The organism is Vibrio rotiferianus, assembly GCF_002214395.1.
Classification (GTDB): domain Bacteria; phylum Pseudomonadota; class Gammaproteobacteria; order Enterobacterales; family Vibrionaceae; genus Vibrio; species Vibrio rotiferianus.
In genome coordinates this window covers 1,627,246-1,650,706 of sequence record NZ_CP018312.1, presented here as the reverse complement: position 1 = coordinate 1,650,706, position 23,461 = coordinate 1,627,246, and the positions used below count along the sequence as shown (strand labels likewise).

At 45.2% G+C, this 23,461-nt stretch carries 14 protein-coding genes; 6 read left to right on the top strand and 8 right to left on the bottom strand.

The features are described 5' to 3' along the window. Positions 1–21 precede the first annotated feature (21 nt). The 5 genes from hrpA (at position 22) to tsgA (ending at position 7,614) form a co-directional block, all read left to right on the top strand. On the top strand, positions 22–4,059 hold the full coding sequence (hrpA, locus tag BSZ04_RS16830) for an ATP-dependent RNA helicase HrpA (protein ID WP_088880915.1): 4,038 nt from the start codon (positions 22–24) through the stop codon (positions 4,057–4,059). A gap of 214 nt (positions 4,060–4,273) precedes the next feature. Continuing rightward, complete coding sequence (locus BSZ04_RS16825) at positions 4,274–4,753, top strand: porin family protein (RefSeq protein ID WP_010447800.1); 480 nt, start codon at positions 4,274–4,276, stop codon at positions 4,751–4,753. 215 nt (positions 4,754–4,968) lie between these two features. Further along, a complete protein-coding gene (locus BSZ04_RS16820) occupies positions 4,969–5,484 on the top strand; it encodes a porin family protein (protein ID WP_071235471.1) in 516 nt (171 codons plus the stop codon). A 164-nt stretch (positions 5,485–5,648) separates the two neighbouring features. After that, positions 5,649–6,359: a purine-nucleoside phosphorylase gene (gene deoD / locus BSZ04_RS16815; RefSeq protein WP_370445480.1), complete on the top strand. Its 711-nt coding sequence runs from the start codon at positions 5,649–5,651 to the stop codon at positions 6,357–6,359. 88 nt (positions 6,360–6,447) lie between these two features. After that, the gene (gene tsgA, locus BSZ04_RS16810) at positions 6,448–7,614 is read left to right on the top strand and encodes an MFS transporter TsgA (RefSeq protein WP_088880914.1); all 1,167 of its coding nucleotides are present in this window, start codon (positions 6,448–6,450) and stop codon (positions 7,612–7,614) included. Between the two features lie 69 nt (positions 7,615–7,683). On the opposite strand, the gene BSZ04_RS16805 is transcribed toward tsgA, so the two are convergent. From BSZ04_RS16805 to xdhA, 8 genes are all read right to left on the bottom strand, one after another. After that, positions 7,684–8,358, bottom strand: coding sequence for a Crp/Fnr family transcriptional regulator (locus BSZ04_RS16805; RefSeq protein ID WP_088880913.1), 675 nt, complete (start codon positions 8,356–8,358; stop codon positions 7,684–7,686). 9 nt (positions 8,359–8,367) lie between these two features. Next, complete coding sequence (locus BSZ04_RS16800; protein ID WP_088880912.1) at positions 8,368–8,796, bottom strand: hypothetical protein; 429 nt, start codon at positions 8,794–8,796, stop codon at positions 8,368–8,370. Between the two features lie 157 nt (positions 8,797–8,953). Further along, complete coding sequence (locus tag BSZ04_RS16795; protein ID WP_151899068.1) at positions 8,954–12,664, bottom strand: M66 family metalloprotease; 3,711 nt, start codon at positions 12,662–12,664, stop codon at positions 8,954–8,956. Positions 12,665–13,215: 551 nt separating this feature from the next. After that, positions 13,216–14,322, bottom strand: coding sequence for a M20/M25/M40 family metallo-hydrolase (locus BSZ04_RS16790; RefSeq protein ID WP_088880910.1), 1,107 nt, complete (start codon positions 14,320–14,322; stop codon positions 13,216–13,218). A gap of 302 nt (positions 14,323–14,624) precedes the next feature. Next, positions 14,625–15,935 (bottom strand): guanine deaminase, encoded by a 1,311-nt coding sequence (gene guaD / locus BSZ04_RS16785; protein WP_088880909.1) that lies wholly within the window; start codon positions 15,933–15,935, stop codon positions 14,625–14,627. A gap of 34 nt (positions 15,936–15,969) precedes the next feature. Next, positions 15,970–16,767, bottom strand: a complete 798-nt coding sequence (xdhC, locus tag BSZ04_RS16780) for a xanthine dehydrogenase accessory protein XdhC (protein ID WP_088880908.1) — start codon at positions 16,765–16,767, stop codon at positions 15,970–15,972. Positions 16,768–16,823: 56 nt separating this feature from the next. Beyond that, positions 16,824–19,181, bottom strand: a complete 2,358-nt coding sequence (gene xdhB, locus BSZ04_RS16775) for a xanthine dehydrogenase molybdopterin binding subunit (RefSeq protein WP_088880907.1) — start codon at positions 19,179–19,181, stop codon at positions 16,824–16,826. Continuing rightward, positions 19,174–20,619 carry a xanthine dehydrogenase small subunit gene (gene xdhA, locus BSZ04_RS16770; protein WP_088880906.1) on the bottom strand — a complete coding sequence of 482 codons (1,446 nt, stop codon included), beginning with the start codon at positions 20,617–20,619 and terminating at the stop codon, positions 19,174–19,176. The genes xdhB and xdhA overlap by 8 nt, the downstream gene beginning before the upstream one ends. A gap of 486 nt (positions 20,620–21,105) precedes the next feature. On the opposite strand from xdhA, the gene BSZ04_RS16765 reads away from it, so the two are divergent. Next, positions 21,106–23,019: a methyl-accepting chemotaxis protein gene (locus BSZ04_RS16765; RefSeq protein ID WP_088880905.1), complete on the top strand. Its 1,914-nt coding sequence runs from the start codon at positions 21,106–21,108 to the stop codon at positions 23,017–23,019. Positions 23,020–23,461 lie beyond the last annotated feature (442 nt).

Sequence of the window (23,461 nt, the reverse complement as noted above, 5' to 3'; positions counted from 1 at the left end):
ACAATCCGCGCAGTTTTTGTAATGAAAAGAATAGGAAACGCTTTGACTTCGTCACAGCCCCCAAAAAAGAATCCCGCTGAAGAGCAAGCGACACCGTCAAATGGTGCGCAAAATGCCAAAGCGAAGCAGGCTAATGCATCTCAAGCACAAGCTTCTCAGAATGCTGCGCCTCAGGCTCAAGTAAATAACGCGGCGTCACTACGCAAGGCACTTAACCAGTGCATGATGTGTGACCGCTTCCGCTTGAGTAAACGAATCTCTGGTGCAAGCAAAATCAAAAAAGACGCAGCACGTAACGCTGTGTTTGATGAAATCGCATTAGACATCGCCAAATCCATGATGGTTGTGGAGCAACGCAGTAGCTACAAACCAACGATTGAATACCCTGAAATTCTGCCAGTCAGCCAAAAACGCGACGACATTGCGAAAGCGATCGAAGAAAACCAAGTGGTTATCGTTGCAGGTGAAACCGGTTCAGGTAAAACCACTCAGCTACCAAAAATCTGTGCTGAGCTTGGTCGCGGTAAATTCGGTCTGATAGGTCATACGCAGCCTCGTCGCCTTGCGGCGCGTTCGGTTGCGAACCGTATTGCCGAAGAGATGGAAACCAAGCTTGGTGAGTTTGTTGGTTACAAGGTTCGATTCAACGATCAGATCTCTGAAAATACCCAAATCAAATTGATGACGGACGGTATCTTGCTGGCTGAAATTCAGCATGACCGTTTCTTGAATCAATACGACACCATCATTATCGATGAAGCGCACGAGCGCAGCCTGAACATCGATTTCATCTTGGGTTACTTGAAAGAGTTGCTACCACGTCGTCCTGATCTGAAAGTGATCATCACGTCGGCAACCATCGACCCTGAGCGTTTTTCAAAGCACTTCAACAACGCTCCAATCATTGAAGTGTCAGGTCGTACTTACCCAGTAGAAACCCGTTACCGCCCACTAAGTGGTGATGACGATAATGATCGTGACCAACTTGAAGGTATCTTCGAAGCGGTAGACGAACTGTGCGATGAAGGTTTAGGTGACATCCTGATCTTCATGAACGGTGAGCGTGAAATCCGTGATACCGCTGATGCACTGTCTAAACGTAATCTGAAGAGCACGGAAATTGTGCCGCTTTACGCGCGTTTGTCGGCGGGTGAACAGAACAAGATTTTCCAACCTCATGCAGGTCGTCGAATTGTACTGGCAACCAACGTAGCGGAAACCTCGTTGACGGTTCCGGGCATCAAATACGTTATCGATCCGGGTACGGCGCGTATCAGCCGATACAGTTACCGTACTAAGGTTCAGCGTCTTCCAATCGAGCCAGTTTCTCAGGCGAGTGCGAACCAGCGTAAAGGTCGTTGTGGTCGTGTGGAAGAGGGTATCTGTATCCGTCTGTACTCAGAGGAAGATTTTGAGTCACGTCCGGAGTTTACCGATCCTGAGATCCTGCGTACCAACCTAGCGTCGGTTATCTTACAGATGACGGCACTTGGTCTGGGCGACATTCAAGCCTTCCCATTTGTGGAAGCGCCTGACAAACGTAACATTCAAGACGGTGTTCGCCTTCTAGAAGAGTTGGGTGCAATCAATTCTGATGCGAAAGAATCGAAGAAACGCCTAACCAGCATTGGTCGTCAACTTGCACGTCTTCCAATCGACCCACGTTTAGCACGTATGGTATTGGAATCACCAAAGCAAGGCGCACTGAAAGAAGTGATGATCATCGCGGCGGCATTGTCGATTCAAGACCCGCGAGAGCGTCCAAGTGACAAGCAGCAATCATCAGATGACAAGCACAAACGTTTCTTCCATGAAGACTCAGATTTTCTGACGTTTGTGAACCTGTGGGATTACATCCAGAAGCAGCAAAAAGCGCTGACGGGTAATCAGTTCCGCAAGCAATGTAAACAAGATTACTTGAACTACTTGCGCGTGCGTGAGTGGCAAGATGTGTACTTCCAAATTCATCAGTCGATGCGTGAAATGGAATTCAAACTGAACGATGAGCCTGCGTCTTACCATGGCGTACATAGTTCAATCCTAGTCGGTTTGTTGTCACACATTGGTATGAAAGACCAAGAGAAGAATGAATACCAAGGCGCGCGTAACGCTCGTTTCCATATCTTCCCTGCATCGGGTCTATTCAAGAAACAACCTAAGTGGATCATGTCTGCTGAACTGGTGGAAACCTCAAAACTTTGGGGTCGTATCATCGCCAAGATTCAACCAGAGTGGATTGAACCGTTAGCGAAGCACCTAATTAAGCGCAGCTACAGCGAGCCGCATTGGTCGAAGAAACGTGCAGCAGTCTTGGCGCACGAGAAAGTGATGCTTTACGGTGTGCCAATTGTACCGAAGCGTTTGGTGAACTACGGCAGTATTGATCCAACCGTCAGTCGTGAGCTATTCATTCGTAGCGCGCTGGTGGAAGGCGAGTGGGAAACCAAACACGCGTTCTTCAAGCAAAATCGTAAGCTTCTTCAAGAAGTGGAAGAGCTTGAACACAAATCTCGTCGCCGTGACATCTTGGTGGATGACGATGAGTTGTTCGATTTCTACGACCAACGTGTTGGTACTGAAGTCGTTTCTGGCAAACACTTCGATACGTGGTGGAAGAAAGCATCGAAAGACAACAAAGAACTGCTGAACTTCGAGAAAGAGATGTTGTTCAAGGGCGATGCTAGCCATGTTACCGATTTGGATTATCCGAATTTCTGGTATCAAAATAACTTGAAACTAAAGCTGAGCTATCAGTTTGAGCCGGGCGATGACAGTGACGGTGTCACGGTTCATTTGCCGTTGCCGATTTTAAACCAAGTGGAAACAGCTGGTTTTGATTGGCAGATCCCTGGGTTGCGTCATGAACTTATTGTGAGTTTGATTAAATCGCTACCGAAGACAATTCGTAAGAACTTTGTTCCTGCGCCAAACTACGCTGATGCATTTTTAGCACGTTCTACACCAATGGAAGCGCCATTACTTGACTCGTTAGAGAAAGAGTTACGACGCATGACCGGTGTGGAAGTTCTGCGCGAAGATTGGAATATGGATCAAATTCCGGAACACTTAAAGGTGACTTTCCGCGCGGTTGACCATAGAAATCGCAAGTTGAAGGAAAATAAAGACCTTCATGAATTGAAAGAGAGCTTGAAAGATAAAGTTCAAGAAACGCTTTCAAAAGTAGCGGATGACGACATCGAGCAACAAGGTTTGCACACGTGGAGCTTTGGTGAGCTGCCGAAGGTGTACCAACAAAAACGTGGCGGTTACGACGTTAAAGCGTACCCGGCGATTGTGGATTCCAAAGACAGTGTTGAAATCAAGCTGTACGAAACTGAGTATGAACAGGTTACAGCCATGCAAGCAGGTCAGCGTCGTTTGATCTTGTTGAATGTGCCGTCACCAATCAAATACCTGCACTCCAACTTACCAAACAAGTCGAAGTTGGGTCTGTACTTTAACCCTTACGGCAAGGTGCTGGATCTGATTGATGACTGTATCGCGTGTGGTGTCGATAAGCTTATCGAAGAGCAGGGTGGTTTGGTTTGGGAGCCTGAGAAATTTGATGCCTTGAAAGAACACGTTCGTGCTGAGCTTGGTGATACGGTGGTGGAAATTGCGCAGCAAGTAGAAACCATTCTAACGACCGCCTTCAACATCAATAAGAAGTTGAAAGGTAAGATCGACTTCACCATGGCGTTTGCTCTATCGGACATCAAAGCCCAAGTTGAAGGGTTGATCTTCAAAGGCTTCGCGACAGAGTGTGGCTGGAAACGTCTACCAGACATTCTGCGTTACATGCGCGCAATTGAGCGTCGTATGGAGAAGCTGCCGATCGATCCAAACAAAGACCGTTTACATATGCTGAAAGTTGAGTCTGTTACTAGCGACTACAAAGAGTTGCTTAACAAGATCCCGAAAGGCATGGTGATTCCGGAGAACGTAAAAGAGATCCGTTGGATGCTCGAAGAGCTTCGAGTGAGCTTCTTTGCTCAACAATTAGGCACTCCGTATCCGGTTTCTGATAAACGTGTCAAAAATGCGATTGATGCTTGCTAATCGTTCAGTAAAATAGCGGCAGTTTTTTCTTGTGGGGATTGCTGAGTAATCAATGGTTTGTCCAGTGACAGGCTCTATTGGTACAGTAATTGCAGATTTTTACCCACAAGTGATTTTTAGTCATAAAAGAGGCAAAGCTTCGCCTCTTTTATGTTTGCAGTACCAACCTCTGCCCAAAGCAGAAGTGGGTAATAATAAAGAGTAAAGGTTGATGATGAAGAAAACTCTATTGGCAGTAGCACTTCTTGGTGCTTCTTCTGCAGCAATGGCAGACTCGTGGATTTACGGCGGAGCGTCTGTAGGCCAGTCTGATTTTAAAGGCGAAAGTGACACTTCTTACTCAGTACACGTTGGTACAGGTATCCTACCTATCATCGGTATCGAAGCAGGTGTAACTCAGCACGGCGAATTCAAAGTAGATGGCAAAGATACTAAGCTGACTTCTTACTACGCAGCACTTAAGCCAAGTATCGATTTTGGTCCGCTACACGTGTACGCGAAAGGTGGTATTCACCAGTGGGATAAGAAAGTTTCTGGCGGCACAAACGACGATGATTTCGATCTAATGTATGGTGTGGGTGCGGAATACTTCATTTTCGGTCCTATGTCTGTTGGTGCTAGCTACATGAACTACACAGCGGGTAAAGACGACATCGGTACTTTCTCTCTAAACGCGACGCTGCACTTCCTATAATCATCGAGCTTTCGACGATTAATTTGATAAACACCGGTAATTTTCCGGTGTTTTTTTGTTTGTAAATCACACAAATAAATATTGCTTATAGATTATCCGCCCACTTTCCGAAAAACGAGCTAGCTTTCTCATATAGTCTGGCCAGAAAAACATAGTAGACGCGAAAATACTCGTCTTATAGGCCAGTCTGGAATCCAATCAGGAAAGGTATCACTATGAAAACAAAACTCTCGTTATTGGCTTTGGTGCTTTGTTCAAGTTCAGCGTTTGCTGACTCTTGGATCTACGCTGGTGGTCAAATTGGTCAGTCTGATATCGACAGCGAAAATGACACCACTTACGGCATTCATGTAGGCACGGGGATCTTGCCATTGATTGGTATTGAAGTTGGCTACTTTAACCATGGACAAGTTGACCTATCTTTAGGTGGAAACTCCGGCAGTGTGGATTTTTCTTCGTTCTACTTAGCAGCAAAACCTAGCATTGATTTTGGCCCTCTCCACGTATACGGCAAAGCGGGAATTAACGCATTTAATGTAGAATACAACGGATCATTAAGTTCTTTGGACAAGGATGATGGTGTGTCATATATGGTTGGATTTGGTGCTGAATACTTCGTTCTGGATAACATTTCAATTGGGGCGAGTTATCAAGCTTTCGGCGTGGATATTGAAGGAGATAGTGATAGCTTAAGTAGCATAACTGGCAATGTAACATTCCACTTCTTGTAATACTGGTTTCGCATCATCCCCAAAGGCACCTTTTACAGGTGCTTTTTTGTTTTTTGTTGCCTTTCTTTCGTTCTGAGACCTTGTACTTTTAAACCGGACTTTTGTCCTGAAACTTTATCACGTTTCCTCATTATGATTGCGCCATCAGAACGAACGAGGAAAACATTATGACTGCTCATATCGCAGGTTCTGCAGAAGATTTTGCTTCAACCGTAATCATGCCGGGCGATCCGCTACGCGCAAAATACATTGCTGAAACTTACCTAGATGATGCCAAGCTGGTTACCGATATCCGTAACATGCTAGGTTACACCGGTTACTACAAAGGTCAGCGCATTTCAGTGATGGGACATGGCATGGGCATTCCATCAATGGTGCTTTACGGTCATGAGCTGATTAATGACTTTGGTGTTAAGCGCATCATCCGAATCGGTAGTATTGGTGCGACGCAAAAAGACGTCCACATGCGTGATGTGATCTTAGCGCAAGCGGCAGGTACGGATTCTCCGACTAATGCTAAGCGCAGCAGCGGCTACCACATGGCAACGTCTGCGACATTTGAACTGCTGCACAATGCCTATATGTCTGCGAAAGAGAAAGGTATTGATGTCAAAGTGGGTAACATCTTCACAGGCGATCTTTACTACGATCCGGATGAAGACATGATCCCTGCACTAGAACGCTTTGGCGTGCTTGGTGTGGATATGGAAGTGGCGGGCTTGTACGGCTTGGCACACCAATTCGGCATTGAATCGCTGGCGATTTTGACCGTGTCTGATCACTGCATTACTGGCGAAGAAACTACAGCAGAAGAGCGTCAGCTTTCTTTCAACAACATGATTGAAATTGCACTAGAAACTGCCATTAAAGCTTAACCCTACGATTAAGCTTGTTTTTGAGAGCTAGCTCGCTGGCTCTCAATCATGATAAGAACATCTATCCAATGAGCCCTTGGAGTGAACTATGAAAAATAAAATAACACTCACCGCAATTAGCTTTCTCGCCAACTTCATCATGGCGGGTTTTGCAACCCAATTTGGTATGTTGGTCGAACCGCTTGCCAACACCTTTGATGCGAACGTTAACGAAGTCGCGTCGATTTTCTCGCTATTAAACGGCGGCGCACTTGCCGGCACTATCGCTGCTTTCTTTTTGATTGAGAAAGTCGGCATCAAACGCATGACCGTGTTGTGTTACGGCGCGATTGCTGCTTCTGCATTGAGCCTATACGTTGCACCATCTCTGTTTATCGTGATGCTCGGCATGACTGTGATAGGTTTCTGTGGTGGTGTCGGTCTTTGTATCGCGGGTACTATCGTCGTATCGGTATGGAAAGACAAAATTCAAAGCACCATGCTGGTAGTGCAAGATGCGACCTTTAATGTTGCGGGCGTCGTCTTCCCATTGATTACCACTTACGCGCTGACGAACGCAATGAACTGGAGCATCAGTTATCTGAGTGTGGGCGTGGTAGCGCTGGCAACTATGTTTGTTGCGCTGCTGACCAACTTTAACCAATGTGGCGGCGAAAGTGGCTCGGAGCAAGAGGCAAAATCAGAGTGGAACTTCGGTATCATCAGTGGCGGTGTGGGTTTGTTCCTAGGCATGCTTGCGCTATACACTTTCCTAACTTGGGCACCAATGTTTGTGAAAGAGAAGTTTGATATCCCATTTGAGCAAGCGGGTAACATCATCACACAATACTGGTCTGCCGCTCTGGTTGGTGCGTTGGTTTCTACCGTGATTGTGTCACGTATGAAGATTCAGACTTTCTTACTGACTATCATCTCTGTTGCTATGGTGATCACCAGCGTTATCGTTACTACGGATAAACTAGAATGGTTGTCATACCTGACTTACGGTTACGGCTTTGCATGTGCAGCGCTTTACAATGCTTTCATCGCTTACGGTGTATCATTTGTGCGCAATGCAACCAGTAAGAACGTGTCTTACATCTTAATCAGCGGCAGTGCGGGCGCGATGTTTAGCCCAGCCATCAGTTCGGTAATGGAAAGCGTGGTTGGTCTGCAAACCGTGATGTACGCAATCCCAGTTATCTACGCTGTGGTTGTCGCAATGCTGCTAGCGTCTATGAAGCTGAAAACCGCTAAGCAAGTTCAAACAGCGTAATGAAAGCGAGCGAACTAAAAAGGTCTGCATTGTGCAGACCTTTTCTTATTTAGGGGGGGAAGAATTCAGCTACTCTTCAACAAAATTACGCAGTCCGTCCAAGTCGAGAATACGTAATCCTTTCTTTTCTTTGGCGATAAAGCCTTTGTTCTCAAGCTCTTTCACCGCGCGACGGTAAACGCGGTCTGAGGTGGCAAATCGCTCCGCTTCCAGATAGTTCTTTTGGAAACCATCAACCGGCAGATCATTTAAGTACTGATGGTAAATATCGTACGCCACGTTATAGGTGATCGGGTAGAGTAATCGGCGCGAGAGAATTTCAACCGTATCTTGGTAGTCAATTGCAATGGCACTGGCAAAGTAAAGTGATAGGCGAGGCTGTTCTAACAAGCATCGTTGCAGTTTCTGCGCATCAATAATGGCAACTTCAACTGGCTCAACTGGGATAATGTCCATCTGGCAGCGATAGCCGGTGAAGAACTCCATTTCACCAAAGACTTGTTGTTCGCACTCAAGCGTGCCAAGCAGAAAGGTTTTGCCGTTTCTTGCCGTGACTCCCATGGAGATACGACCGGAATCGACCAGATATAAGTTCTCGACATGCTCACCTTGGGCGAGGAGCTTTTCGTTTTCATCAAAAATTCGGCGCGTACAGATGCAATCTCGAATCGTTTTTTCGATGAGATGTTTATCTTCACTCCATTGCGCCTCAAAGCGTCCTTTACCTAGGGTTTGTAATTGCATCGACGTACCTTAAATGACAATACCTGCGAGCTCAAAACGTGCCATTAATGGCTTGCTCTCTTGCTGATACCAGCTTGCCGGCATGTTGGGTTTAAGCTGGTTTTTTTCTTGTTTACTGATCACAACATAGCGCAAAAACGTGTCGAGTGTGCTCGTCATCATTTCAAAGCTCATGTCGCCATCTTTACTGATGGTTTTTAATAGTCCAACGACGGTATCTTCCGGTATCAGCGGCTCGATAACCGCATGTTTGCGCTCGCTAATCGTCTTAGAACAAGGCAATGAAGCACGGGCAGTTTCCCAACATACTTTATTGGTTTTACTCACGAGGTTGTGTTTGTAGCAGTAATAGCTAAACAAAAAACGTGACAGGTTCTGCCAGCGCTCAGCTTGGACTTCTAACCAAAGGTGTTGCAGCTCGATATCGGCGTCGGTCATGGGAATGAATCAGAAAAGGAAAAGAGGGCGTAGTGTAACTCGGTTTGAGGGCAACACCAAAAAGACCGCAGGAATAAAATAGAAAGACGCCCTACACAAGTCTGAGCTTAGGTAGGGCGTTAACGTTAAATGATCATGCTACGAACATTTTTACGAGTTAGAACTGGCCGAGATACTGCCAATCAGCGTTATTTGGATTTTCCTCTGTTGGCCAAGGGAAGTACCAGTATTTTCCGTCAATGAGACGGTAGTAATGGTAACCTCCACGGAAGTGATACACGTAAATATCGTTTATCGTTCCCGTGTTGTTGTTCTCACCCCAAATACCCATACGCTCTTGCTTATGCCAAGTCAGGATCTCTGCTTCAAACTTGGCTAGGTCACTGTTAAGTTCCGTAACGTATTGCTCAATATCAGTATCGCTACCAATAAAGCGCCAATCAGCGTCAGAGGTGTTTTGAGCTGGCAGCGCGCTGTTCACTCCCGGGCGTTTTTGCATAAAGTAACGGCGCTCACCGCTTTCATCGGTATCAATGAAAATAGCGTTCTCAGATTGACCCCATGTTGTTGAACTCGCTTGTTCCCAAGTTAGCAATTGAGGTTGATTGAAGTAGCTGGCAACACGCTGTGCATTGTCGATACTACTACGATCAATCATCAGTGGGTTAAAACCAAACTGGACATGGTTTTCCGCTGAGCCTAGGTACTTCCAGCCTTCATTGTCTGCTTGATTGGTTGGGAAATCCGCCGCAGAGATATCACGCATTAGGAAGTAATCGCGAGTGCCGGTGACTGGGTTAGGGTACACGTAAAGTGCACCAGCGCGGCGTTCTGCGCTTGTCTCACCATTGTTCAGCACACCCGCTCCGTAGTTGTCTGCTACGAACTTGTCGAAGTCAGCCACAAAGCCAAAGTCGATGCGGTTTAACGCTGCGTTGTCGGCAAACATGACTTGTTCATCAACGTATTGTTTGTAACCGTGCTCCTGACCAACAAAGATAGGACCAACAAGTTTATCGAGCGTTGGGTTTTGATCAGGGATCAAGCTATCTAGTACTTGTTCACCATTCACGTCAGTACAACTTAAGGTGACACGAGTCGGTAGTGGCAGTTGCTCTAGGTTAAAGTGGAACTTATTGCTTTGTGAGTCGTTTAATCGGCTACTTGCAACCGCAATGTTTTGTACTGAGCCATCCTGGCGTTCCACCGTAACTGCGCAGCTACGTTGAGAGACCATACTCGGCTGATACATTCCACCTTGATGTCGCGCGTAACGCCAATCTGCACCGTTGTTGTGTTTTACGCCATTAAACTGCTGGCAATGGGAAGAGGTAAAGTAGCCTGCACCATCATGGCTCGTGCCAGATTTATCAAGCACGCAAAGTGGTACTTCGCCAATTTCAGTGTTCGGCGTATAAGTCACAGCACCTTCACCGTATTTAGACAGCAATGAGTAGCTATGATCTTGAGATACCATGCGCTCACGTTGACCATTGATGTTCCAGTACATGTCTTCGCTGCTTTCACAACGAGCCATATCCGCACTGACTGTACCGACGAAGTTTGCACTCTCGCCGTTGCTTGCCGTGTAGTTGAACTGACAAATGCGAGCCTGTTGATTGTTGACCTTCATCGTCTGCCACAAATCTTGTTGAATTTGCTCATCAGACAAAGAAGACAGCGCTTGCCAACCCTCCGGATGATAAGTTACGTCTGGTGCAGAAGGCAGATCAAACACGTTGCCATAGTTGGAGTAAATCAGCGGGTAAACTTGGCTTGCAAGTTCGTTACGCGGATCGTAAATGCCCAACATGGTGACAACAGGCACGCCTGCCGCACTAGGCGCTGGCGTGTCGGTTTGTGCCTCTTCGTAACTTTGGCTTTCTTGATTCCAACGAACATAGCCAGTCGAGCTGTTTAAATCGACGTTAAAGCCGTTGTTGAGCCAAGTTTGTACACGGCGAGACTGAGAAGGGTGCTCTAACGTGTAATGACTAATGGTGCCCAATAGTGCGGCTTCGCCACCGGCTTGCGCATCACGCATGAAGCGGAATTCACCCGCAAATGGTGGTACCACTTCACCACCCACATCATTAGTCGTGGCTTCTCCTGTCCAGTGTAAGTTACCGATAAAGCGGCGATGCAGAGCATCCCAACCCCAGCCAGATTCCAAATCGTGCGTAGAAGCATACCAAGGGTAGTGACCAAGACCGTAGTTATGCCCCAGCTCGTGCGACCATTCGTTACCAGTTGTCGCCGTTAATGTCACGATGCCACCGCCGCCACTGCCGCCATGGTCAATAATACCGTTGGTGTACACGCCGCGGTTGGTGTGCGCAGTAATGTGGTTGAAGCGTTTGTTGTAAGCTTGCGAATAGCCAGCACTATCGGTAATACCGACGTTCGCATTATTCACGCCTGTAGAGACCAGTGCTTTACCAATCGCTTCACGCATGTCACCGCCGTGCCAGCCACCTTCACCGTCGGAGCTTGTCGTATAAACCTTGCCATTTGGTAATGTAACTTTCGGGAAATAAGCGGCAGTGTAATCCGACATCACCAGTTTAGATGCTGGGATCTTCTGGAAGTAATCGGCGCTCAGTTTTGCCATGTTTTTGATCATGGTGTTGCCATCACGCGGTGCGGTGAGCATACCCATGTCGATGTTTTGAATGATAAGCTCCGGCGCACCGCCAAAGACAAGTTCATTGGCAGCTAAGTCGCCTTGGCGATCAGTGTTATCGGTTAAGCGCAGCGATAAGCCTGGTTTCATCCAATTCCATTGCAGCGGCAGTGACCACGCGTGATGGGAGAACACCACTTTAGAGCGTCCATTATCTGGCTGATCAGAAGCCGCAAGCGCGCTTGGTGGCAGCATTGGGAGGCGAGTGATTACAGTGCCTTCAAAGCTCACTTCTACCCAAACTTGTTGAACGGTTTTGTCCTCTGGCGTGAATAGGAGCAAGGCTTCACGGTCGATCACCAAGTCAGGGAACAGGTTCACATCGTTTTGATTCGGGGCGGTGGTAGTATGGGTTTGAGCAAAATGGATAGAACCAGCCAAATCGCCATTCAAGTGATTTACTAGTGGCAATTCGTCTGCGTAACCAAGGCGTGCGGCACTTGTCGTGAACTCAACCTTCTGTGGCTCGATACAATCAATCGCATTGCATGAAGAAAGCTCTGCGGTGTAGCGAGTATCTGGTTTTAGGTTGCCAATGAACAAGCCAGATTGAACTTTGTCATAACGAACGGGCTCTGCACCTGATTCGGTCAATGTCAGAACCACATTGTCATTCGCGTTTTGCGCACTCCACTTTAATTGAACACCTTGATCGGAAATACTGGCGGCGGTCAGTGCGTTGATGCCTGGCGCAGATAGGTCACCACAGTCAGAAGTCTCGATATTTTGAATCATATCTGACTGCCAAATGTATTCGCCATTTGGCCCTTTAGAGCCACGAGCTGCAGGAATATATTCGACGTAGCAACCCGTGTCATCCGGGTTCATCACGCCAAACTCTTTATGGAGCAGGTAGAAGCCACCGTTATACCAAATAAACTCCCATTCCGGACCGACGAAGTCCACTACGTTACGATAAGGTTGATCTTGGTCTCCAAACATAAAAGGGAACTTAGGGTAGTTATCGAAGTTGACCCAGTATTCATGTCCTTGAAAATCAAGGTAAGTTTTGCCATCACGTAGATACGTGTCTTGACCTTTTTCTGCCAATTGCTTGAGCATTTCAATGCGTTCAAAGGTTTGATTTCCGATTTCGACCATAGTTAAGTCGTGGTTCGCGTTTGCGAAAGCGGCTGTACTTCCTAGGAGTGAAGAGATCAGCCAAGCGAGCGTATTTTTCTTCATATTAGACTCTACTTTTGACAATTTAATGGACATCAATGAGTCACAATAAACTTGGACTCTTGGGGGGATTTACATAACTCGCTTCAATGTGAATGAGTTATGAATGGGATTATCTGATGGGAATTTAGTTTGAAATAGGTGGGTTGGGCTCGGCTTGTGAACTTGCTTCCAGCCCCAGCTTGATGGTGGAATCAGATTGGAACCTTATGTCCAAATTTGTCGTTATCTATCTATTCAAGGTGTTGATTTTTATGTAGTTGGCGTCTTAATTGAGCGAAATTTATAAGTGTTTAGGCTTTTTATTAAAATACGTTGGTATAAGGAGAGTAAATAGCCAATGTTCAGGACAAAAACTGATATTGTGGCTATCTATTTTGGGGCTTTTAGTGACGGCGTCACAAGGTTGTGGGCGGGTTTATGGCACTAGATTTATTTACAGTGAGCACAATCTAGTAAGTTAAGTACGCAAAGGTATCTAATAAAAAATCCCCTTCAAGCGTAGGGCCGGAAGGGGATCAAAGTGATTATCTGAATTTAGGTTTGCAGTGAGCTTATTTTACTAGGAAGTGTTTTACGAACTCTGTGATTTTCACCATGTCGTCCACCGCAATGAATTCTTCCGTGGTGTGTACTTTTGCCATACCTGTAGAAAGGTTTACGGTTGTTAGCCCTTTCTTATTGAAGTTGTTCGCGTCGCTACCGCCACCTGTGCCTTTTGTGAACGCATCGATGCCCATGTCAGCGAATGCCGCTTTGATTGCTGATACGTGTGCATTGTCTTCTTCGATAACAAACGCGTCGTATGCACGGCTTGATTCGATTTCAACTTCTGCACCATGTTTTTCGCACACAGACTCGAATGTAGAGATCATGTGGTTTACTTGCGCTTCTAGCTTCTCGCCATTTAGAGAGCGAGCTTCGGCAATGATTTTTAGCTCTGGCATTACGATGTTAGTCGCTTGACCACCATTTACCATACCGATGTTTGCTGTTGTTTCTTCGTCGATGCGAAGCAGGTTCATCTGATTGATGGCATCTGCCGCTACCATGATTGCACTGATGCCTTCTTCAGGAGCTAGACCCGCGTGTGCTGGGCGGCCTTTGATTGTCGCAACGATTTTTTGCTGACCAGGTGCTGCTGTCACGATAGTGCCGATAGGACCGCCTGTGTCTAGTACGATCGCTTCTTTAGACGTTACGTGCGTCATGTCGAAGTACTCAGAGCCGAACAGACCGCCTTCTTCATGCACAGTGAATGCAAGCTCTAATGTTTTGTGATCAAGGTTTTCTGCTTGGATGCAGCGAACCGCTTCCATGATTGCCGCAATACCAGACTTGTCATCACCGCCAAGGATCGTATTGCCTTTAGAGCGAATGATGCCATCTTCGATGATCGGCTCAATGCCGATACCAGGCGTTACTGTATCCATGTGGCAGCTCATTAGGATAGAGCCTTCTTTCTTACCTTCTAGACGCGCGTATACGTTAAAACCGTTAGAAATGTGTTCTGGTACAGGTAGTTTTTGAACTGTAAAGCCTAACTCGCCCAGTTGCTCAGCTAGAGTTTCTGCGATTTGTTTTTCATTCATTGATTCGCTATCGATGCGAACCAGTTGGCAGAAGTGTTCAACTAGACGTTCTTGATTGATTTGTGTCATTTGGGTGTCTCTTTCTTTCTGGGTCGAGACCGCATCCGTATCGTGCGGGCCCGAAAGGGAACAGAACACCTCTTATTACACACCTTAACCCAGTGAAAACTGTCTTGAATCAAAAAACACAGCTGCCTGACATTGTTCTGACCTTTGAAATACCGGATCTGATGCGGTGGTCACGAAACAACAGAAAGCTCAAATAAGTTCAATTAGGTAGTCGATTGTATTGATTTGTTCCTATAAGGCCAACAATCAAAAAATAAAACTATATCTCTCCGCTATTTTTAACGTTGACCTTTACAAGTCTTTTAATCGTTTTTGCTATAGGATTTTTTTCCTGAGATATACGTTTCGAGAACGGTTCGGTCGTCGCCAAGTGTCATTAAAGCAAACAGTTTTTCTTCGAGGGTTGTTGCCTGACTCATTCTGAAACGCATCAGTTGGGTTGCGTGCAAATCAAGAACTACAAAATCAGCTTCTTTGCCTACTTCCAAGTTTCCTATTTTGTCTTCTAAATGAAGTGAGCGCGCACCTCCCAAGGTGGCTAAGAATAAAGACTTAAGTGGATGAAGCTTTTTTTGTTGAAGCTGCATGATTTTATATGCTTCCCCCATCGTTTGCAGCATTGAAAAACTGGTTCCTGCACCTACATCAGTGCCCATTCCTACCTTGACTCCATGTTCTTCAAGCTTAGGCAGATTAAATAGACCTGAACCTAAAAAGAGGTTTGATGTCGGACAGAATGAAATTGCAGATTCTGTATCAGCCAGTCGTTGACATTCACAATCTGATAAGTGAATACCGTGAGCAAATACCGAACGTTTATGCAGCAGACCGTAATAGTCATACACATCTAAATAGGAGTCTCGCTCAGGGAAAAGAGCCTGCACCCATTCAATTTCTTTTTGGTTTTCAGAAAGGTGCGTGTGCATGTAAACATCAGGGTATTCCTCTAGCAGCTTACCGACGGTAGCGAGTTGCTCTGGGGTACTGGTTGGTGCAAATCGAGGGGTCACAGCATAAAGCAGGCGTCCACGGTTGTGCCACTTTTCAATTAGCTCCTTTGAATCCAGGTAGCCGGACTCAGGAGTATCTGTCAGATAGTCAGGTGCATTGCGATCCATCAGAACCTTACCAGCAATCATACGTAGATCGCGTCGCTCTGCCTCTTCGAAAAATACATCGACAGACCCTTTATGTACGGTTCCGAAGACTAGTGCTGTTGTCGTGCCGTTGCTTGCTAGCTCATCTAGAAATCGAATAGCAACTTCACGGGCGTACTCTGGGTTTTGGAAGCGGCGCTCTTCTGGAAATGTGTAGTTTTCTAGCCAATCGAGTAACTGTTCACCGTAAGAGGCGATCATGCCTGTTTGTGGGTAGTGAATATGGGTGTCAATAAAGCCAGGTGTGATTAGTTTGTCTTCATATGTGGTGACATTTAGACTATTTGGTTGACGGGCGATAACATCTTCAGCTTCACCAATATCTATGATGTGGCCATTTTCAACAACAATTATGCCATCTTCAAAAAATTGGTAGGAGTTTTCTAATCCCACTTCATTTGGATCTGCGATACTGTGTAAAATTGCTGCACGAAGGGCGATTGGTTGAACATGCATTAATATTTCCTTTGAAATCTGATCTTTATTCTAGTTATGTTGAGCGTTTGTCTTCAACGGCGACGCCTTGGTAGTGGGCGATTAGTTCACCAGCAACGGACACAGCTATCTCTGCTGGATGTTTACCGATAATGGTGTTTATTCCGATTGGACAAACCATGGTGTTGATTTGTGAGTCGGTGTAACCACGCTGTGCTAAGCGCATATCGAATTTTTTACGTTTCGTTAGAGATCCAATCATGCCAAAGTAAACACTGTCGTTACGATCGATGATGGATCGAGCCAGTTCAAAATCGAGCTTATGGTTATGGGTCATCACCAAGTAGTAACTATTTGGTGGCATTTCGAGCACTTCAGTTACCGGGTCATCCGTTACTAATTTGGTGATATTATTAGGCAATTCATCTGGAAAAACGTCATCTCGCTCATCGATCCAAGTGACTCTGAAGGGAAGAGTGGAAACGATATGCAAAAGGGCTTTGGCCACATGGCCAGCACCAAATAACACTAGATGCTTTTGCTCGGTGCCAATGGGCTCGAAGCTAAGAGTCGCCATTCCACCGCAACACTGTCCCAAACGAGCGCCAAGATTAAAGTCTTCTAACTTGAGTGCTTGTTCTCCCGCGATGAGCATTTCACGTGCCATTTTTGTGGCTACATGTTCTAGATGTCCCCCGCCAATAGTGGCAACAACTCGGTTGCGAGTTACCAGCATTTTAGTACCAGAATCCCTAGGCACTGAGCCGCGTTTTTTCAATACAGTCACCATCACACAGGGTTCGCCAGTTTTTTCTAGTTGCGCCAGCTCATGAATCCAATTGTCCTTAAACATATCTCTCTCTTTAAATGGTAATGACTCACAACTATTTCTTAATGTTTGTTGGTGGTTTATTTAGGCTGAGTTACTTGGTTAATCGCCATCAACACTCGCTCAGGCGTTGCAGGTGTATTGAGTTTCGGAATTGATCCATCAACAGCGACTGAAGCAATTGCGTCTTTCAGAGCACTCCAAACTGACATACCAAGCATAAATGGTGGTTCACCAACGGCTTTCGAGTTAAACACGGTATCTTCTGGATTGGCTCGGTTTTCCAACAGATGAGTGTTGAACTCAATTGGCATGTCAGCAATCGCGGGAATCTTGTAACTCGCCGGACCATTGGTCATCAGGCGTCCTTGCTCATTCCAAACGAGCTCTTCAGTTGTTAGCCAGCCCACACCTTGAAGGAAGCCCCCTTCAATCTGGCCAATATCAATTGCTGGGTTGAGGGATGTACCGACATCGTGAAGAATGTCAGTTCGCAGGATTTTGTATTCACCAGTTAAAGTATCAACAATAACTTCTGAGCATGATGCACCGTACGCGTAGTAGTAGAATGGTCGGCCACGCGCTTTCTCATGATCGTAGAAAATCTTTGGTGTGCGGTAAAAGCCTGTGCTCGATAGCGAAATTTGATTGAAGTAAGCCAATTGAACAAAGGATTCAAAGGTCATGATTTCATCACGAATCATGATCATACCATTTTTAAACACCACTTCTTCAGGTGCTACTTTAAAATGGCTTGAAGCGAATTCGATTAGGCGTTGCTTAATAGTTAAAGCTGCATTTTGAGCTGCCTTGCCATTAAGATCAGTGCCTGATGAAGCTGCAGTTGGTGAGGTATTTGGCACCTTGTCCGTGTTTGTTGCGGTGATCTGGATGCGTTCAACATCTACTTGGAACTCTTGCGCTACAATTTGTGCGACTTTGATATTCAAGCCCTGGCCCATTTCAGTACCACCATGGTTAAGGTGAATACTGCCATCGGTGTAGATGTGAATGAGCGCGCCGGCCTGATTTAGGAACGTCGCTGTGAATGAAATACCAAATTTCACAGGAGTAATTGCTAAGCCTTTTTTCAAAATTGGACTTTGCTTGTTGAATTCGACAATGGCTTTACGACGAGCATGGTAGTCACTGTTTTTCTCTAACTGCTCGGTGATCTCGGGTAAGACGTTATCTTCAACCGTTTGATAGTAGTGAGTTACATTACGTTCCTCACCGCCGTAGTAATTTGCTTTGCGTACTTCGAGTGGATCTTTCCCAAGGTAGCGTGCAATTTCATCCATGATGTGCTCTATGGTCATCATGCCTTGCGGGCCACCAAAGCCACGATAAGCCGTATTCGAGGCCGTGTTGGTCTTACAGCGGTGGCCTGTGATCGTCGCATGACCTAAATAGTAGGCGTTGTCCGAGTGGAACATAGCACGGTCAACAATCGAGCTTGAAAGATCAGGCGAATAACCACAGTTACCCGCAACAATAATCTCAGAGCCTTGAATCACACCATCATCATCAAAACCAATTTTGTACTGGTTGTAGAAGGGGTGGCGTTTGCCCGTCATAGTCAGATCTTCTGCGCGTGGTAGGCGCATTTTGGTTGGGAGTTTAGTCAATTGAGCTATTACAGCGGCCATACATGCAGGGGAAGCAGACTGGGTCTCTTTTCCACCAAAGCCTCCCCCCATACGACGTATGTCAATCACAACTTTGTGCATTGGAACACCGAGCACTTCCGCAACTAGCTTCTGTATTTCGGTTGGGTTTTGAGTTGAGGTGTAAACGATCATGCCGCCATCTTCGGTTGGCATTACACTGCTCACTTGGGTTTCAAGGTAGAAGTGCTCTTGACCACCAATATCAAGGTCACCTTCAATCACGTGCTTGGCATTGGTAATCGCCGTAGCAGAGTCACCGCGTTTTTGCTGGTGGCTTTCTGTGACGAATAGCTCTTTTTTCAGTGCTTCTTTCACATCCAATACTGGTGGCAGCGGCTCGTATTCCACAATAGCGGCTTGCGCAGCTTTACGAGCGGTTTCCATGTCATTAGCGGCAACGGCAATGATGGGCTGGCCATAGTATTGAACCAGACCATCAGCCAGCAATGGGTCACCAGGCAAGATGGCACCGATGTCCAGTTTACCAGGGACGTCTTTATGGGTAATAGCAAGCGCAACCCCTTCAAACTCGTAACATGGCGATACATCAAGCTTGGTAATTTTTGCGTGCGCTTGGGTACTTAAACGTGCGTAGACATGAAGCTGATTTGGGAACTCTAAGCGATCATCAATGTAAATCGCTTCTCCGGTAACCTGTTTTGGCGCGCTGTCGTGTTTTACGCTTTTGCCAACGCCAGTTTTAAGATCCTGTTTTACGATGTCAATCATCTCTTCATGAGATAGGGCTTGGTGATGTGCGTTAGACATAAGACGTTACCCTTGTTTCAATCTGGTTGCTCTGGTGGTTTTGTTCGATGTAGAAGCGGCGTAGCATGTTGGCTGCCGTTATTGAACGGTACTCTTTGCTGGCACGGAAATCGGACAGAGGCTCAAAGTCGTTGTGGATTTCTTGCATTGCTTCCTGGACTTTAGCTTCCGTCCACTCTTTACCGAGTAGTGCATTTTCACAGCGAGTCGCTCGTTTAGGCGTTGCCGCCATACCACCAAAGGCAATACGAGCGCTAACCACTTTATTGTCTTCAATTTGGATATTGAATGCGCCACAAACCGCAGAGATGTCATCGTCCAGACGCTTAGAAAGTTTGTAAGCGCGGAACGTCTCATTTGTTTTCGGTTTTGGGATGATCACTTGCTCGATAAACTCACTCTCTTGTTGAGCGGTTACCTTGTAGCTAATAAAGTAATCTTCGATTGGCATGACACGAGATTGCTTGCCACGACGCAGTTTCACTTGGGCATTGAGTGCAATTAGAAGTGGGGGCGCATCACCGATTGGCGATGCATTACCAATGTTGCCGCCAAGCGTGCCTTGGTTACGTATTTGCAAAGAGGCAAAGCGATGTAGTAGCTCTCCAAAGTCGGTATAGTGATTCGTTAGTAGCTTGTAAGCATCACTAATGGCAACGTTGGCACCGATATGAAGTGCACCTTCACTCTCCTCACACACTTTCATGTCTTCAATATAAGTTAAGTTGATCAGTGTTTCGATTTCACGGTGGAACTGAGTCACCTCAAGGGCCAAGTCTGTACCGCCAGCGACCAATTTAGCGTTCGGGTTAGCAGAATAAATTTCTGCTAGCTCACTCACGCTGCGAGGAAGGTAGGCTGTTAACTTGCCATGGCTTAGGCTTGCTGGCTGTTCTTGTAGGGTTTGCAGCCGTGCGATCGTGGACTTTTCTAACTCAACGAACTGATCCATTAAAGGTACATCAGACGCAAGAGATAAAGCAGCATCCACAATCGGGCGGTAACCAGTACAGCGACATAAGTTACCAGCCAGAGATTCCATTACGTCGTTTTTATTGGCTGCTGGTTTGTTCTTGCTTAGGGCAAACATCGACATAATAAAGCCCGGCGTACAGAAACCACACTGTGAGCCGTGGAAGTCGACCATGGCTTGCTGGGTAGGGTGCAGTTTGTTGTTGTGCTGAAGATCTTCCACAGTAATCAATTGCTTACCGTGTAGGCTTGAGACGAACGTCAAACAAGAGTTGATTGAACGGTACTGAAGCTGACCGTCGACTACTTCACCTATTACGACGGTACAGGCACCGCAGTCACCTGAACCACACCCTTCTTTGGTGCCTGTCTTTTGTACTTTTTTTCTCAGGTATTGTAGGACTGTCATGTTTGGTGACAGGTCACTTTCTTGTCTGAGTTCTTGATTAATTAAGAATGAAATCAAGAGGCTTCCTTGTGTTTTGTATTGAACTTAAAAATGAGATGTCAATGCATCTAGGTGCTTTATTTAGGGCGTGTGCAACTAAATAAAAATTGAGATTAAAACGCCTACAGTGAAGCAAAGTAGTAGGATTCGTCTGGCAGACTTACTTTCGATTCTGGCTATGAAATCTGGATTGATGGTGACAATTTTTTTATGAGTTTTATTTATTTTTGATTTAGGGATGTTGTGCATCATATTTAATATAAATACTTTACTATTGAGCTTGTTATTAATAGGAGCATTGCGCTTGTCGAAAAAAAGTGAATTTTACGTATTGGTGTCATGAAATGCGCAGATATGAGGTTGAGAGGAAATCTAATTTATGCGTAAAGGTTCACTCCTGGCTATTTACGCATTGTGTGAGCTGTCTCTATGTGTGTGGTTTGATTGTTTGTATGTGTTTTTCATTTATGTAGTATTCGTCCCAAAAATAAGACAGGTGGAAAAATGAAAATATTAAGAAGCTTTAAAGCTCGGTTGGTTATTTCAGTAATGTTTTTACTGATTGTATCTTTGGGTGTCTCTAGCTATTTATCGTATCAAACAGCGACGTCATTAGTCCGAGAAAGAGTACATGATTATTCTACCTTGAAACTTCAGTCTGTAAGCAGGGCAATAACTACGTGGCTTGATACTATAAAGTCTGGGTTGATTGAAAATGCTCCTGATTTTTCCTTAGAAACTAAAGATGAAAAAATATTACTTATGCTCAAACAAATAGAGCATACGTCCAAGGCGTCAGATATTGTGGTGGGGTTTGAAGATGGAAGATCTTATGGGCATGCGAGTGGAAAACGCTCGCTGTCAGAATATGATCCGAGAAAGAGAGATTGGTACAGACAGGCAAAAAATACGGGTAAAACAATAATAACATCAATATATAAAGATGCAGTAACCGATGCTTTACTTGTAAGTGTTGCAGAACCATTTTATGCAGAAGGAAAACTAAATGGAGTATTGCTGGCAGATATTGAATTGGATTTATTGGATGAACATGTAAAAGAAAGTCCGTTTCCTGGTGCGATAATGGGGCTCTATGATGATGATACGCTTACGATCGCATCTAATGGTAAAGTTGATGTTCCTGGTGTAACAAAACTATATGACTTCAGTGAACTTACCCCTCTAGCGAATACTATGATGAACAATGGGAGTGGTTCGTTTGAATACGAACTTAATGGTATTAGTGAAATCGCATTTTTTCAGGAGGTTAAGCTAGATTCTGAAACGTCGTGGCATTTATTAGTAGCCGTAGATAAGTCGATTGCATATGCTGAATTAGAGGGTGTGTTAAATGACGTGGTTATTACATCTTTATTGTTATTAACTCTATCTTTGACTCTGTTTTTTGTTGCTTTTAACTATGCTTATAGACCTATTATCGCTCTTAAAAGTATGGTCTTTGATTTGTCCAGTGGGAATGGAGATTTAACTCAACGACTGGAAGTGAAAACTGAGGATGATTTAGGCTTAATAGCACAATCTGTGAACCAGTTTATTAGCCGCTTACAAAGTATGATGATAAGTATTTCAGACTCTAACAAGCTGATTACAGATGATATTGAACGATTGATTTATCAAGCAAAGAATAGTGATGGCATTTTATCTTCACATGCATCAGAAACAGAACAGATTGCCGCTGCTATGCAAGAAATGAGCTCAAGTGCTTGTAGTGTTGCTAGGGGAGCGGCAAAAACGGCAGAGTATACTAACCAAACAAACAATCAGGCAGAACATTCCAAAGCCGCTGTGAGTGCATCATCACAGAGTGTAATAGACTTGATTAGTGAAGTTGACGCCATGGAAGATAGCATTCAAGTGATGAGCGAAGATTCACAAAGAATAGGTGCTGTTTTAGAGGTTATAGGTGACATTGCCGACCAAACGAATCTGTTAGCTCTTAATGCTGCTATTGAAGCGGCTCGTGCTGGTGAGCAGGGAAGGGGGTTTGCTGTCGTGGCTGATGAAGTCCGTGCCCTCGCGGCTAGGACTCAAGAAAGCACCTTAGAGATAAGCCATATGCTTTCAAGTTTGAATGATGGGACCAAAACTGTTGTATCTGCGATGGAAGAAACTAAAGTTCGTTGCCAAAAAACATCTGAGACCACAGATAATGTCAACCGTGGTCTGGATGTAATGGTTAATTCTATTGCTCATGTCAATGATTTAGGGTTGGAAATTGCTACTGCTGCGGAACAGCAGAACTCTGTTACAGAAGAGGTGAGTAAAAATATGACAACTATTCAAGATATGGTGAGTGAACTGACGAGCAATAGCGGTAAAACAATGACCGCAGCAGAAAACTTGTCAGCTAATAATGAAAAATTGGTGCAGCTCGTCCAACAGTTTAAATTACGATAGTTATCCCAATCACTGCCTCTAAGATATCTTGGGGGCTTCTATTTTATTCTGTGAATACAGAAAACTACGGGTTTACCCGTAGATGAATGCTAACTACAAAATTAAAGCGCAAGCTGATTGTAATCTTGGTCAGCGTTTTAACGTTGTTGCATTTAGTTTTACGGGCATCTCCCTAGGTATCTACTGTGACATCACTTTAATAAGAGGTTTGGCTGAGTTGCCTTTACCCCATACTTTATAGTCGTTTAGGCAAAGTGAAGGATAGTGTAGTCGTTCGTTTTTAAGTGTGTTTACATATTTTTCATGCTTGTTTAGTTAAGTTTATCTTTCAAATAATATACATGGCAAATAAGATGTGTAAAGGTGTTGGGAGTATGTTATCAAAAATCGGTATATTTCTATTGGTCGGCGTTTTGGTTAGTGGCTGTAAATTTTCTACAGA